The following is a 14,161-nucleotide window of genomic DNA, read 5'->3' on the forward strand; positions in this document are numbered from 1 at the left end:
CATGTTTGCCAACCCTATTACCCGCGAGGCCCGTAGCCGCGGTCGAGCCGAATGGACAGGAAACGCATTGCCGCGCTCGTTTTGGTCTCGGTCCTGCTGGTCGCCTCGGGAGCGACGATCGTCGCCGCTCAGCAGTCCGACACCGCGCGCGGCGAACCCGACATCGAGGCGTACGCGCCGGAGACCGCGTTCGTCCCGGGGGAGGAGGCGACGCTGCAGATCACGCTGAACAACCGCGGCGACCTCGACGAACGCGGACAGGACTCCCTCGAGAGCGACGTGATCACCGCCCAGTCCGCGACCGCGCGGATCGACGACTCGGCGATCCCGTTCACCGTCAGGACCGGCGAGCAGCCGATCGGCGACGTGGGCGAGGGCCAGACCGGCCCCATCGACTTCACCGTCGTCCCCGACGAGAACGTCACGCCGGGCACCTACGAGGTCCCGCTGACGCTGGAGTACAGACACGCCTACCGCGCAGAGATCGAGGACGGCGCGACGATCCGCGACGAGCGCGACGTGACCGAGACCGTCACCGTCGAGGTCGAGGTGACCGACCGCGCCCGCTTCGCGGTCGTGGACGTGGACGCCGACGTGCAGGCGGGCACGAACGGGCTGGCGAACGTCACCCTCCGGAACGTGGGCGAGGACCCCGCCCGCAACGTCTCGCTGTCGATGACGCCGACCGACCCGGACCTCTCGTACGTCACCGAGGCGGGCACGACGGAGACGTTCGTCGACCGGTGGGAACCGGGCGAGAACCGGACCGTCACCTACCGGCTGACGGCCGCCGAGGAGGCGACCGTCCGCCCCTCGACGGTCGAGTTCGAGGCCGTCATCCGCGACGCGGAGGGCGCGGAGGCGGAGACGCGGACGATCCGTTCCGGGATCACGCCGCTCCCCGCTCAGTCCTTCTCGGCGCGCGGCGTCGCGAGCGACCTGCGCGTGAACGAGGACGGCACCTTCACCGTCGAGGTGGCGAACGACGGTCCGCTGCCGGCCGAGGAGGTGGTCGTCGTCTTCGAGAACGAGGCGCCCACGGGCGGCGGGGGCGGCGGGGGCGGCGCCGCGGGCGCCCTCGGCGGTCAGACCGTCCCGCTCGACGAAAACGTCGTCCCGCGGGACAACCGGGTTCGCGTGGGCGACCTCGGTCCGGGCGAGAACGCGACAGCCACGTTCGAGGCCGGGGTGCGCGAGGACGCCCGCGCGGGCAACCGGACGCTCAACGTGGCGACGCGGTACCGCGACGCGGCCGGAGACGTCGCCACCTCCGACGCGCTCGACGTGGTCGTCGGCGTGGCCCCGGAGCGGGACGCCTTCGCGGTCGAGGCGGTCGACCCCGTCGCGGAGCGCGGCGGCGAGACGACCTACGAGGTCGCGGTCCGGAACCTGAACGACGAGCCCGTCAGCAACGTGGAGGCGAAGCTGTTCGCCACCGACCCGCTGGACGCGACCGACGACGAGGCGTTCGTCTCCGAGATCGGGCCGAACGAGACGACGACGCTCTCGTTCACGGTCGACGTCGGCGGCGACGCCTCGACCAAGGCCTACTCCGTCTCGGCCGACTTCCGGTACGACGACGCCGACGGCGACTCCGAACTCAGCGAGGCCTACCGGCTCCCGGTCGACGTGACCGAACCGGAGAACGGCGGAGCGGCGACGCTGATCGCCGTCGTCGCAGTCGTCCTCCTCGCGCTGCTGGCCGGGGTCGGCTACTGGAAGCGCGAGTCGCTCGCGGCCCGGGTCGGCCGGCTCCGCGGGGGATCCGGCTCCGAGTAGATGCGCCGCGCCGAGCGGGTCCTTCAGTCCGTCGCCGACCGCGTCGTGGAGCGGCCGCGCCGGGTCGTCGTCGCCTGCCTGCTCGTCACCGTGCTGTTCGCGCCGGGGATGGCGTTCGTCGAGACGCAGACCGGGACCGGCCAGTTCGTCGACGACGTACCCGAGGCGGACGCGCTCGACGAGGTGAACCGGCGCTTCGAGCCCGCCTTCGACGAGGAGTCACAGACCACCCAGCTGATCCAGCGGGACACGAACGTGCTCGATAAGGCCGGGCTGGTGACGATGCTCCGCACGCAGGAGCGCGTCGAGGAGCGCGGGTCGCTTCGGGTCGAGAGCACCCGGAGCCCGGCCTCGGCGGTGGCTCAGGAGCTCGACCCCGAGGCGGAGACCGCCGAGGCGCAGCGCGAGGCCGTCGAGTCGGCCACCGACGCGGAGGTCCGCGCCGCGGTCGACGCGGCCGCCGAGGACCCGAGCTTCGACACCCTGTTGAGCGACGACTTCCGGCCCGAGAGCCGGGAGGCGTCCGCGGCCATCGGCGTCGTCACCCACGAGTTCCCCGCGCAGGCGGACGCGACCGAGGTCCAGCGCGGCGTGGAGGACGTCGTCGAGCGCACCGAGGGCGACGTGGTCGTCTTCGGGAGCGGCATCGTCGACGACGAGTTCGAGAGCGTCATCTTCGACTCGCTGTTCATCGTCGTCCCGGCGGCGCTGGCGGCGATCCTCGGCCTGCTGGCGTACGCCTACCGCGACCCCTTCGACTTCGCGCTCGGCGGCGTCGCGCTCCTGATGACCGTCGTCTGGACCGTCGGGTTCACCGGCTACGCCGGGATCCCCTTCTCGGACATGCTGATCGCGGTGCCGGTGCTCCTCCTGGCCATCGGCATCGACTTCGGGATCCACACGGTGAACCGCTACCGCGAGGAGCGGGCGGAGGCGGGCGCCGCCCCCGGCCCCGCGATGCGGACGTGTCTGCGCCAACTGGTCGTCGCCTACACCGTCATCGCGGGCACGACCGTCATCGGCTTCCTCGCCAACCTCGCGAGCGGGCTCGAGCCGATCCGCGAGTTCGGGATCGTCGCGGGCATCGGAATCTTGTTCACCCTGATCATCTTCGCCGGCTTCCTTCCGGCCGCGAAGCTGGAGCTCGACCGCTGGCGCGAGACGACCGACCTCCCCGCGTTCGGCACCCGGCCGCTCGGCTCGGAGGATTCGGCGCTCGGCCGCCTGCTCCCCTCGCTGTCGGACCTCTCCCGACCCGCGCCCGCGGTCTTCCTGGCGGTCGTGCTCCTTCTGACCGCCGGCGCGGGCGTCTACGGTGCGGGCGTCGACACCACCTTCGACGACGAGGACTTCCTGCCGCCCTCCGAGGAGCCCGCGTACGTCCAGTACCTCCCGGGGCCGATGCAGCCCGCGGACTACACCGTCAACGCCCGCATCAGCCTGCTGGAGGAGAAGTTCGCCACCGGACAGGACGACACCGTCACGGTTTATGTCGAAACGCGCATGCGCGAGGACCACGCCCTCCGCGAACAGGCCCGCGTCGAGCGGGACCCGCCGCCGACGTTCATCGAGGAGGACGGCCGCGCGCGCACCACCAGCGTCCGCGACGTCGTCGACGGCTACGCCGACGAGAACCCCGAGTTCGACGCCCTCGTCGACGACTCGAGCCTCGACGAGGGGCCGCCGAACCGCAACCTCGACCGGATCTACGCCGAGTTGCGCGACTCGGGCTACGCCGACTTCACCGCGGAGTACCTCACCGACGACGGCCGCGCGACGCGGATCGTCTACGAGGTGGAGTCGGACGCCACCGACGCCGCGATCACCGCGGACGCCCGCGCGGTGGCGGACCGCTACCGCGGCGACGCCACCGCGACCGGCGAGATCGTCGTCTTCCAGGCGGTCGCGGACACGATCTTCACCTCCGCGATCCGGTCGCTGACCGCGGCCGTCGGGCTCTCGGCGGTGTTCCTCGTCGTCCTCTACGGCCTGTTCCTCGGGCGGCCGACCCTCGGCGCCGTCACGCTCGTCCCCGTGGTCGTCTCCATCGCCGCCCTGACCGCGACGATGCGCGCGTTCGGGGTCCCGTTCAACGCGCTCACGGCGACGATCCTCTCGATCACCATCGGGCTCGGGGTCGACTACACCGTCCACGTCTCCCACCGCTTCCACGACGAGTACGCGGCGAGCGGCGACGTGGACCGCGCGCTCGAGCGCACCCTGCGCGGGACCGGCGGCGCGCTCACCGGCACGATGCTCACCACCGTCGTCGGCACCGGCGTGCTGGTGCTGGCGATCACGCCGCTTCTGGGGCAGTTCGGGCTGCTGACGGCCGCGAGCATCTTCCTCGCGTACGTCGCCTCGCTGGTCGTCCTCCCGCCCGCGCTCGTCGTCTGGGTCGCGGTCGTCGACCGCGAGCCCCGCCTGCTGTGGGTCGGCCGCCTGCTGACCGATCGCGGAGAGACCGCGCCCCCGGCCGATACCGGTCGCGAATCCCCCGTCGACGACTGATCCGCTCGCGGCCGCCATCGCGCCCGGGACCGCGGACCCCGCCCCCGATTCGATCTTTCAGAAGCGTTAAACCGCCCGCCGGGAAACGCGTACGTGAGGGCGCGTAGCTCAGCGGACAGAGCACTTGGTTCCGGACCAAGATGCCGCGGGTTCAAATCCCGTCGCGCCCGTATACGTTCTGATCGCATGGCTGCGTCGGGGTAACTGCCGTAATACTGCGAGGAGCGTGCTTTCGTTCGACAGGTGATCGTCTACTGGTGCATCGGTGGGGGTCGCGTACAGGCAAAGCTGGATTCGACAGAGAAAATCATTCGCAGATCGACTGCTCTGGCCGGCTCCGACTAACGATTGCTCTGTCCGCTTATTCGTCTTCGAGAGCGTCGTAGATGTCCCGGTTCGAATCGCGGTCGTCCGCCGCGACCCGCCGAACCAGTTCCCGCCGGATGTCCACCATCACGTCGTCAAGCGGAGAGGTCGTTTCTGCGCCTTCTTCGGTGGCCATACCTGAACGGACGCTTCGAAGGCCGTTAATCGTTCGGGTCCGAGGAATCGCCGGTCAACTGATCCAGCCCGTACCGGACGAGTTCCTCTCGCCATTCCTCGATCTCACCGGCCAGATCCAGCTCTTCTGTGCGGGATCGGAGATACTCGGTGGCGTCCTCCTCATCAACGGCCGCTTCGTCGGTCCCGAATTCTTTCAGGATCGTTCTCACTTCGTCGTCGTACTCGAACCGATACCCGTTGAGGAAGTAAAAGACGGCAGTCACGTTGAGTGCGGTCCGTTTGTTCGCATCGACGAACGGGTGATTGGCGACGAGGAGTCGGAGGAGGTGGAACGCCTTTTTGTGGATCGTTTCCGGTGCGGAGCCGAAGCTGCCCGCTTCGATGTAGTTTAATGCGAACTCGATGTCGCCGCGGTTCCGGACACCGGCGGGAGTGTCGGGGTACTCCGCGACGACGTCGTCGTGGATGGCGACCACATCCTCGACGGACGGGTACCACAACGAGTCGGCCATTCGCTCTGGCGTCGGTGCTACACCAGTGTAGATTTTGTCATCGCCGGCTGAATGATATGAGATATCACCGTTTCAATGACGTCGAATTCGGCCGCCTCACGCCTCAAAGGTCGAGTCGTTCGACAGTCGAAATAGCGCCCGTCGCGCCCGTTCTTTCACGGATCGATTCGGGACCTCTCGTAGCGTAGCCGTAGGTGCATCCGACGCGCCGATTTCGGCACTTCCGGCCACCACTCAGGGGGCGTCTGAAGTCGGGTTCAATACGTCACCGATCGCGGTCCCGTCACGTCGGTCGATTAATCTGAATGTGACTGAGGGGTTTGCTCCGAAATGACTCAGATAGCGGATATCATCGGTGGCGATCTCTGTCGCAGGATCATATTTCCCATTCGACATCCATGACGGACCAGTGAATTCGCAATGCTCCGATCGAAGCGATTGGCTCCAAAACCCCGGGGAATCCGGGGCTATCAAACAGCCGTTTTCACGGCGGTTCGACTTCTCTTTCAGGCGAATATATGTCTGTAGGTTGAATTCTCACATCAGATAATTTGTCCGTCTAACTTATGAATAGTCAACCAAGAATCAGCACCAGGATGAATCTCAGCAAACTCATCACCGACGATCGCGCAGTGTCCCCCGTGATCGGGGTTATCCTGATGGTGGCCATTACGGTCATTCTCGCGGCCGTCATCGGCACCTTCGTGCTCGGACTCGGCGACAGCGTCTCGCAGAACTCGCCGAGTGCGAGCTTCGATTACGAATTCAACAGCTCCAATACCTCCGTCGTGATTACTCACGCTGGTGGCGATTCGCTTAACGCCGATCAGATCAGTGTTGGTGGGTTGAACAAGACGTGGGAGAGCTCGTCTCAGGGCGCCTGGGAGACGGGAACGATCACTGCAGGCTCGGCAACGGGTGAGAACGAATACGTCTCCGACGAGGTCAGAGTCATCTGGACGTCCGACGACGGGAGTTCCTCTCAGACGATCGGCTCCAGAAGCACGCCCTGACGCGTCGGCTGCTCTTCCGTTTTTCTCGGATCGCTAGCGTCTCGCTTCCCGGATGGCCAATCGAGTCCTCGGTTCGTGACCGGGGAGTGCCAGCCGTCGTCCTTCCCGAGGGTCCCCGTGACCTCCGACCTACGCGACCCCTACGCCCCCGAGAACGAGCCGGACGCCGACCCTCGTCAGAAGCTCGAACAGTCACCGGACGGACGCGCCCGTGCGCGCGCCGCGCCGACCCGCCCCCTCCTTCTTGCCCGTGGCCGCGGTTGGTCCAGCCATGCAGGAGTTCGACTTCCTCGTTATCGGCTCGGGGTCCGGACTGGACGTGGCGAACGCGATGGCCGGCCGGGGGAACTCGGTCGCGGTCGTCGAGGAGGGGCCGCTCGGCGGAACGTGTCTGAACCGCGGCTGCATCCCCTCGAAGAAGCTGCTCTACCACGCGGAGGTGCTGGAGACGGTCGAGCGCGCCGACGAGTTCGGCGTCCACGCGGACGTGACCGGCGTCGACTTCGCGGAGATCGTCCGCGAGGTCAACGAGGACGTGGCGGAGAGCTCGGACTCGATCCGGCGAGGGCTCAAGTCCTCGACCCGTCACGACCTCTTCGAGGGGACCGGGCGGTTCGTCGACGAGCGGACCGTCGAGGTCGTCGACGGCGCGGACGAGGGGGCGACGCTCCGCGCGGACACCGTCCTCGTCGCGACCGGGGCGCGCCCGTCGGTCCCGGACATCGACGGGATCGAGGACGTGGACTACCTCACCAGCACCGAGGCGCTCCAGCTGGAGACGCCGCCCGACCATCTCGTGATCGTCGGCGGCGGCTACATCGCGGCCGAGCTCGGCCACTTCTTCGGGACGTTCGGCAGCGACGTGACGATCGTCGGCCGACGCGAGCACCTCCTGCCGGAGGCCGACCCCGAGGTAGGGGCGGCGTTCACCGACCGCTACGCCGACCGGTTCGACGTGTACGCGGGCTACGAGGCGGTCGCGGCCGCGGAGGCGGACGGCGAGGTGACCGTCGAGGCGCGCCCGTACCCCGAGAGCCCGACGGTCCGGGCCGGTGGCGAGCGGATCGACGACCCGGCCGACGCGGACGACGTGACCGTGACGGGCGACGCGCTGCTGGTCGCGGCGGGGCGGCGTCCGAACACCGACGCGCTGGGCCTCGGTGCGGCCGGGATCGAGACCGACGACCGCGGGTTCGTGGAGACGGACGAGTACCTGCGGACGAGCGCGGAGGGCGTCTGGGCGCTCGGCGACGTGGTCGGCGAGTATCTGCTGAAACACAGCGCGAACCACGAGGCGAAGGCGGTCATCCGCAACCTGCTGGGCGACGAGCCCGAGCCGGTGGACTACGCCGCGATGCCGTTCGCGGTGTTCGCCTCGCCCGAGGTCGCGGGGGTCGGCGCGACCGAGAGTGACCTCCGGGAGGCGGACCGCGAGTACGCGACGCGCACCTACCGCTACGAGGAGACGGCCCGCGGCGACGCGATGGGCGCCGAGGGGTTCGTGAAGGTGCTCATCGACCTCGACGGCGAAATTCTGGGCTGCCACATCATCGGCCCGCAGGCATCGAACCTGATCGAGGAGGTCGTCGTCGCCATGACCGCGGGGTCGGGGACCGTCGCGGACATCCGCGAGTCGGTCCACATCCATCCCGCGCTCTCCGAGGTCGTCGACCGCGCGTTCACCGGGCAGTTCTCGCGCGGCGGGGACGCGGGGCGGGACGGGGGGCACCACCACCACAGCTGATCGCGTCGGCGTCGCGGACACACAGCCGCGGACGGGTTTAGTAGGGGCCTGGCCAACGACGCGTGATGGCAAAAGCAGCAATCGTGATTCTCGCCGGTAACGAGTCGCACGCCGATTACGGTCGCATGGCGAACGCCCTGGAGGCGGCCAAGGAGTTCGCCGAGAACGACGCGGACGAGCTGGAGCTGATCTTCGACGGCGCCGGGACGCAGTGGATCCCGGAACTGGAGGATCCGGAGAGCGACTACCACGAGCTGTACCAGGCCGTCCGCGAGGACGCGGCGGTCTGTGACTACTGTTCCGGCGCGTTCGGCGTCGAGGACGCGGTCGCGGACGCCGGCCTCGTGACGCTCGACGACTACGACGGGCACCCGAGCATCCGGTCGCTCGTCGACGACGACTACGAGATCATCACCTTCTGAGTCGGCGACGGGGGGCGCCGGACGCGACCGCGCGGATTTTCTCGATCGCCACGGTCCGGCAGCGGCCGATATCGATGCGGGGAGAAGCCTTATGCGCGACAGTACCCACACCTCGCGTATGGACCGCGACGACCGCGACGATCCGTTCGGGGACATCTTCGACGAGATCGAGCGGATGATGAACGGGATGGCCGGCGGCGCCGACCCGGCCGACGAGTCCGGGTTCGGCACCGAGACGCACGTCAGCGCGTACGTCGAGGACGACACCGTGCGGCTCGTGGCGGACCTCCCGGGCGTCTCGAAGGAGGGCCTCTCCCTGCAGTGCGACGGCGAGGCGCTCACCATCTCGGCCGTCTCCGACCGGCGCGAGTACGAGGAGCGCGTGACGCTCCCGGCGCGCGTCGACGAGCACTCCGCGTCCGCGACGTTCAACAACGGCGTCCTCGAGGTGACGTTCGACCGCGCGGACGACGCCGCCGCCATCGACGTGGAGTAGGCGGCACCGTCGGCTCCCGCTCTTTCACTCGGACTCCGCCGTCCGCCGGACCAGCCCCGCGAGCCGGTCGTAGAAGTCGGGTTCGTACTTCGTGGCCGCGTCGACGGTCGGACGCGCGTTCGTCTCGTTGACGACCAGCCGACCGTCGCCGGCCTCCAGCAGGTCGACGCCGAGGTAGTCGATCCCCAGCGCCGCGGCCGCCCCCTCCGCCAGTTCGCGGGCGCGGTCGGGGAGGTCGACGCCGACCGCCTCCGCGCCGCGGTGGACGTTGTGCTTCCAGCGCCCCGCCCGCAGTCGGTCGTCGGGGAGCCGCCGCTCCACGGCGCCGGCGTAGGTCGGAGCGCCGTCGGCGTCCGCGAGCACCATCGCGCGATAGTCACGGGCGTCGGGGAGGAACTCCTGAATCAGGTAGGACTTGTCGCCGGTCGCCCGGTAGTCGTGGACCAGGTTCAGGTAGTCGACGATGCCGAGCAGGTCGTCCACGTCGCCCGCCTTCGCCACCCCGACCCCGCGTGTCGCGGAGTTGGGCTTGACGACGACCGGGAACGAGAACGGCTCGACCGCGTCGAGGACGGCCGCCTCGTCGACGGGGTTCGAGACCATCGTCGTCTCCGGGACCGGTAGGCCGGCGGCGTCCAGCGCCGCGATCACGCCGGCCTTGTTGCGCGAGGCCGCCACCGCCGCGCGGTCGTTGACCCACGGGAGGTCGAGGCGAGCGTCCAGCGCCGCGCCCTCCATGAGCCGCGAGGGGTAGACGAAGCCGGCGTCGAAGTCGGCGTCGGCGCTGGCGTCGGAGTCGGGACCGCCGTCGGGCGAGGGGTCGGCACCCTCGCCCGTCAGCCGGATCGCGCGCTCCTTCGCCCGCAGGTGGGCGACCTCGACCCCGCGCTCCGCGAGGGGGTCCCGGATGCGGTCGAACGTCTCCGCGCGCGAGGCGACGGCGAGCCGGAGCATACCGGCGACAGGGACGGCGAACGCATAAATGGCGGCGGGGCACGGTCGCGACTCCCGGGCCCCCCGGCGGCGTTGCCCTTCCGAGCACGCCACGTCGGCGCGCGCGAGCAACGCGCGCGAGGGAGGGCGCGGGTCGGCCGCCAGCTGTGCGGTGCTGTTTCGCGGCCGGCCCGCGGCCGAGGCTGGGGAGGGACGAGGCTGCGGTCGCGGTGCCGTGCGGTATCGTGCGGTATCGTGCGGTGCGGTCGCGGCGCAGTCGCGGCGCAGTCGCGGCGCAGTCGCGGCGCGGTACAGTACCGGGACCTCCGAACGTCGCTGCCTCGAGCAGCCGGATCTGCGACCGAGACAGAAAACCCGGGCACGCCGCGCCGAGAGCCGGTCGGAGCGTCCGGAAGAACCGGCCGCGATCGGCGGAGCGGCACCGGGGTCGAGCCCGGGCGGCGGTCCCTCCGTCACCGTCCGACTCACCCGAGCGCGACCCACGCTCCGAGTCCGATCAGCACGGCGCCGGCGACGCGGTCGAGCAGGACGCGCGTCGAGCGCGCGCCCACGAGCGAGGTGGCGGCGTCCGCGGCGGTCGCCACGGCCGCGAGGTAGCCCGCGGTCAGGACGGCGTAGGTGCCGCCGAGCACCGCCATGCCGAGCGTCCGGTCCGGCCCCTCGACGAACCCCGGCAGCAGCGCGAGGAAGAACAGCGCCACCTGCGGGTTGGCGGCGTTCACGAGGAAGCCGCGGCGGAAACCGCCGGGCGCAGCCGCGGTCGCGGCGCGGTTCTCCGCCTCACCGCCCCCGACCGCTTCCTCGCCGCCCGCGTTCCGCAGCGTCACCGCGCCCAGCAGGGCCAGATACGCCCCGCCGAACAGTCGGACCGCGTCCGCGGCCGCGGGGACGGTCCGGTAGACGGCCGCGAGGCCGAGCACCGCGAGCACTGTGTGGAACAGCACGCCGACGGCGACGCCGAGCGCGGCGCGGACGCCGAGCCCCCGCGACTGGACCCCCTGCGAGAGCACGAACAGCGTGTCCGGTCCGGGCGCGAGGATCAGCGCGACCGCGGCCGACAGAAACAGCAGGTACGTCGCGGGGTCGGGGAGCGCCATCGAGGAGGCGTGCGGCCGGGGACGGTTTCAGCGCGTCGGTGCCGGCAGGGAGCGCTCGCGGCCGGCCGGCGGCGTCCCGCCCGCGCGAACGCGACGAACAAAGCCTTTACCGCGTGGACCGCCAAGGTCGGGCAAATGGTACTGGACGACCTCGGGAGCTCCCTCCGCGGCAGTCTGAACAAGCTGCAGGGGAAGTCCCGACTCAGCGAGGACGACGTCGAGGAGATCGTCAAGGAGATCCAGCGCTCCCTGCTCTCCGCCGACGTCGACGTCTCCCTCGTGATGGAGCTGTCGGACGCTATCGAGACGCGCGCGCTGGAGGAGGAGCCGCCGGGCGGCACGACCGCGAAGGACCACGTCCTCAAGATCGTCTACGAGGAGATGGTCGATCTGGTGGGCGACTCCACGGAGCTCCCGCTGGAGCCGCAGACGATCATGCTCGCCGGTCTGCAGGGGTCGGGGAAGACCACCTCCGCCGCCAAGATGGCGTGGTGGTTCTCCAAGAAGGGGCTCCGCCCCGCCGTCATCCAGACGGACACCTTCCGGCCCGGCGCCTACGACCAGGCCAAGCAGATGTGCGAGCGCGCCGAGGTCGACTTCTACGGCGACCCGGACAACGACGACCCGGTCGACATCGCCCGGAAGGGACTCGAGGAGACCCAGGACGCCGACGTGCGCATCGTCGACACCGCCGGTCGCCACGCGCTGGAGGACGACCTGATCGACGAGATCGAGCAGATCGAGGCCGAAGTGAGCCCCGACCGCTCGCTGCTCGTGCTCGACGCCGCCATCGGCCAGGGCGCGAAGGATCAGGCCAGCCAGTTCGAGTCGTCGATCGGCATCGACGGCGTGATGATCACCAAGCTCGACGGGACCGCGAAAGGTGGCGGCGCGTTGACGGCGGTCAACGAGACCGACTCCTCCATCGCGTTCCTCGGGACCGGCGAGACGGTCCAGGACATCGAGCGCTTCGAGCCGTCCGGGTTCATCTCCCGGCTGCTCGGGATGGGCGACCTCAAGCAGCTCTCCGAGCGCGTCGAGCGCGCGATGGCGGAGACGGGCGAGGAGGAGGACGACTGGGAGCCCGAGGACATGCTGCAGGGGAGCTTCACCCTGAAGGACATGCAAAAGCAGATGGCGGCGATGAACAAGATGGGGCCGCTCGACCAGGTGATGGACATGATCCCCGGCATGGGCGGCGGGATGATGGACCAGCTCCCCGACGACGCGATGGACGTGACACAGGACCGGATGCGCCGGTTCGAGGTGGTCATGGACTCGATGACCGACGAGGAGCTGGAGAACCCCCGCACGGTCGGTCAGGAGCGCGTCCGCCGCATCGCCCGCGGCTCCGGCACCGACGAGGAGACCGTCAACCAGCTGCTCGAACAGCACCGGATGATGGAGCGCACCATCGAGCAGTTCCAGGGGATGGGGGACGGCGACATGCAGCGCATGATGAAGAAGATGGGCGGCGGTGGCGGCGGCGGCCTCGGCGACCTGATGGGCGGCGGCAAGGGCCCGTTCGGCTGACGACCGCGACCGCGGACGAGCCGGCTGATTTTTGACTCCTTACGGCCGCGACGAAGCGGATCAGTCCTCGTCGTCGAGCGTCGCCGCGTCGACCCTTTCCCCCGTCTCGGGGTCGCGCTCGGCGGTCCCCGCGAGGACCTCACGGACCGTCTCCGCGGCCCTCTCGACGGGCACGTCGAGCGACGCGGCCTCCAGCCGACCGAGCGCCAACTCGGCGCCGGAGCCGAGCGCGACGGGCGACTCCGCGAGCCGGCTCCCGTCCGCGCGCACCGCGGCCACGCGCGCCGCGCCCGCGTCGTCCCGGGCGGCCACGACGAGGTCGGCGTCCGCGGCGGTCGCGACCTCCGCGGCCAGCCGCCCGAGCGGCTCGATCCCCGGCGTGTAACCGCGCTCGGTGCGGTACTCCTCGACGGCGACCGCCAGTCGGTCGCGCACCCGGTCGACGTCCCCGGACGCGACTCCGAGCAGCCAGCCGTCGAACGAGAAGACGCGCCGCCGGTCGCGGCTCCGGACGCGTCCGTCACGGGTCGCCAGCCGGTCCGCCGCGACGACGGCACCGTCGGCCGCCCGAACCGCGATCACTGTCGGCATGCGTCACCGTACGGCACGCGGGGGCAAAACGGCGGCGGCGGGGAGACCCCCGTCCGGTCGGGCGGGAAGTTGTCGGAGGACGCCGCGTTCACCGATCCTACGACTCGGCGGCGCTGGCCTCGCGGGACTCGTCGAACTTGAACTCGAAGCGGGCGCCCCCCTCGTGGCCGCTGAGTGCGCGAACGTCCCAGCCGTGGGCCTCCGCGATGTGCCGCGTGATGGCGAGGCCGAGGCCGGTTCCGGTCTCGTCGCTGGTGTACCCCGTCTCGAACACCTTCTCGCGCTCGTTTTCGGGGATGCCCGGGCCGTCGTCCTCGACGTAGAACCCGGTCGCATCGCCGCCCCGATACTCGACGGGGCCCACCCGGACCGTGGGGGCGGCGGGGGCGTCGACGCTCGGTCGGGTGGCAGGCCCGCCGGCGTCAGCGTCTCCACCTCCACCCCCACCGTCGCCGGCGGTGGAGCCGTGTTCGACGGCGTTGCGGAACAGGTTCTCCAGCAGCTCCGTTGCCCTGTCGGGGTCGACGTTCAGGGTCCGGTCCTCCTCGACGACGAGCTCCGCGTCCTCGGTCGAGACGTTCGCCCACGCGCGCTCCGCGAGCGCGCGCAGCGAGGTCTCCCGCCGCTCGCCGACGATCTCACCCTTCCGCGCGAGCGACAGCAGGTCCTCGACGAGGTGGTCCATCCGGTCGAGCGCGGCGTCGACGCGGTCGAAGTGCTCCTCGTCTCCGGTCTCGCGCGCGAGCTCGAGGTAGCCCGTCGCCACCGAGAGGGGATTTCTGAGGTCGTGCGAGACGATGGAGGCGAACTGGTCGAGCCGCTCGTTCTGGCGCTCGAGGCGCTGTTCGTACTCGCGGCGCTCGGTCACGTCGGTGTAGATGGCGTAGCCGGAGATGTTCTCGGCGTCGAGCTGGACGGGGATCACGTGGATCAGGAAGTACCGGTCGCCGTCGGCGGTCCGCCGCCGCACCTCCTGCCGGACGTTCTGTCCCCGGCGGAGCTGGC

Annotated in this window: 13 protein-coding genes and 1 tRNA gene; 8 read left to right on the top strand and 6 right to left on the bottom strand. The window is 70.0% G+C overall.

Going from position 1 to position 14,161, the window contains the following annotated elements; genetic code table 11:
* Positions 1-51 precede the first annotated feature (51 nt).
* The 3 genes from AN233_RS13720 (at position 52) to AN233_RS13730 (ending at position 4,460) form a co-directional block, all read left to right on the top strand.
* Positions 52-1,779 (top strand): COG1361 S-layer family protein, encoded by a 1,728-nt coding sequence (locus tag AN233_RS13720; RefSeq protein WP_058367344.1) that lies wholly within the window; start codon positions 52-54, stop codon positions 1,777-1,779.
* Positions 1,780-4,290 (top strand): efflux RND transporter permease subunit, encoded by a 2,511-nt coding sequence (locus AN233_RS13725; RefSeq protein ID WP_080508478.1) that lies wholly within the window; start codon positions 1,780-1,782, stop codon positions 4,288-4,290.
* Positions 4,291-4,387: 97 nt separating this feature from the next.
* Positions 4,388-4,460, top strand: a tRNA-Arg gene (locus AN233_RS13730).
* A 191-nt stretch (positions 4,461-4,651) separates the two neighbouring features.
* On the opposite strand, the gene AN233_RS17455 is transcribed toward AN233_RS13730, so the two are convergent.
* Positions 4,652-4,792: a hypothetical protein gene (locus AN233_RS17455; protein ID WP_176696699.1), complete on the bottom strand. Its 141-nt coding sequence runs from the start codon at positions 4,790-4,792 to the stop codon at positions 4,652-4,654.
* Between the two features lie 25 nt (positions 4,793-4,817).
* Complete coding sequence (locus AN233_RS13735) at positions 4,818-5,306, bottom strand: type II toxin-antitoxin system death-on-curing family toxin (RefSeq protein ID WP_058367345.1); 489 nt, start codon at positions 5,304-5,306, stop codon at positions 4,818-4,820.
* Positions 5,307-5,902: 596 nt separating this feature from the next.
* Between AN233_RS13735 and AN233_RS13740 the strand changes: the two genes are divergently transcribed.
* The 4 genes from AN233_RS13740 to AN233_RS13755 all read left to right on the top strand — a co-directional run bounded on the left by AN233_RS13740 (position 5,903) and on the right by AN233_RS13755 (position 8,981).
* Positions 5,903-6,319: a type IV pilin gene (locus tag AN233_RS13740; protein ID WP_058367346.1), complete on the top strand. Its 417-nt coding sequence runs from the start codon at positions 5,903-5,905 to the stop codon at positions 6,317-6,319.
* A gap of 271 nt (positions 6,320-6,590) precedes the next feature.
* Positions 6,591-8,063 carry a dihydrolipoyl dehydrogenase gene (locus tag AN233_RS13745; RefSeq protein ID WP_058367347.1) on the top strand — a complete coding sequence of 491 codons (1,473 nt, stop codon included), beginning with the start codon at positions 6,591-6,593 and terminating at the stop codon, positions 8,061-8,063.
* A 65-nt stretch (positions 8,064-8,128) separates the two neighbouring features.
* Positions 8,129-8,485 (top strand): DsrE family protein, encoded by a 357-nt coding sequence (locus AN233_RS13750; protein ID WP_058367348.1) that lies wholly within the window; start codon positions 8,129-8,131, stop codon positions 8,483-8,485.
* Between the two features lie 118 nt (positions 8,486-8,603).
* Positions 8,604-8,981, top strand: a complete 378-nt coding sequence (locus AN233_RS13755; RefSeq protein ID WP_058367349.1) for an Hsp20/alpha crystallin family protein — start codon at positions 8,604-8,606, stop codon at positions 8,979-8,981.
* A gap of 24 nt (positions 8,982-9,005) precedes the next feature.
* On the opposite strand, the gene AN233_RS13760 is transcribed toward AN233_RS13755, so the two are convergent.
* Positions 9,006-9,935 (bottom strand): ATP-grasp domain-containing protein, encoded by a 930-nt coding sequence (locus AN233_RS13760; protein ID WP_058367350.1) that lies wholly within the window; start codon positions 9,933-9,935, stop codon positions 9,006-9,008.
* A gap of 464 nt (positions 9,936-10,399) precedes the next feature.
* The gene (locus AN233_RS13765) at positions 10,400-11,032 is read right to left on the bottom strand and encodes a LysE family translocator (RefSeq protein WP_058367351.1); all 633 of its coding nucleotides are present in this window, start codon (positions 11,030-11,032) and stop codon (positions 10,400-10,402) included.
* A 135-nt stretch (positions 11,033-11,167) separates the two neighbouring features.
* Here AN233_RS13765 and AN233_RS13770 point away from each other — a divergent pair, with 135 nt between their 5' ends.
* A complete protein-coding gene (locus tag AN233_RS13770) occupies positions 11,168-12,565 on the top strand; it encodes a signal recognition particle protein Srp54 (RefSeq protein WP_058367352.1) in 1,398 nt (465 codons plus the stop codon).
* A gap of 60 nt (positions 12,566-12,625) precedes the next feature.
* On the opposite strand, the gene AN233_RS13775 is transcribed toward AN233_RS13770, so the two are convergent.
* Positions 12,626-13,156, bottom strand: coding sequence for a hypothetical protein (locus tag AN233_RS13775; RefSeq protein WP_058367353.1), 531 nt, complete (start codon positions 13,154-13,156; stop codon positions 12,626-12,628).
* 97 nt (positions 13,157-13,253) lie between these two features.
* Positions 13,254-14,161: sensor histidine kinase (locus tag AN233_RS16625; protein ID WP_218055097.1), on the bottom strand; the 908-nt coding region annotated here is incomplete at its 5' end.

The sequence above is a fragment of the Haloparvum sedimenti genome, from assembly GCF_001462205.1.
GTDB classification, from domain to species: Archaea; Halobacteriota; Halobacteria; order Halobacteriales; family Haloferacaceae; genus Haloparvum; species Haloparvum sedimenti.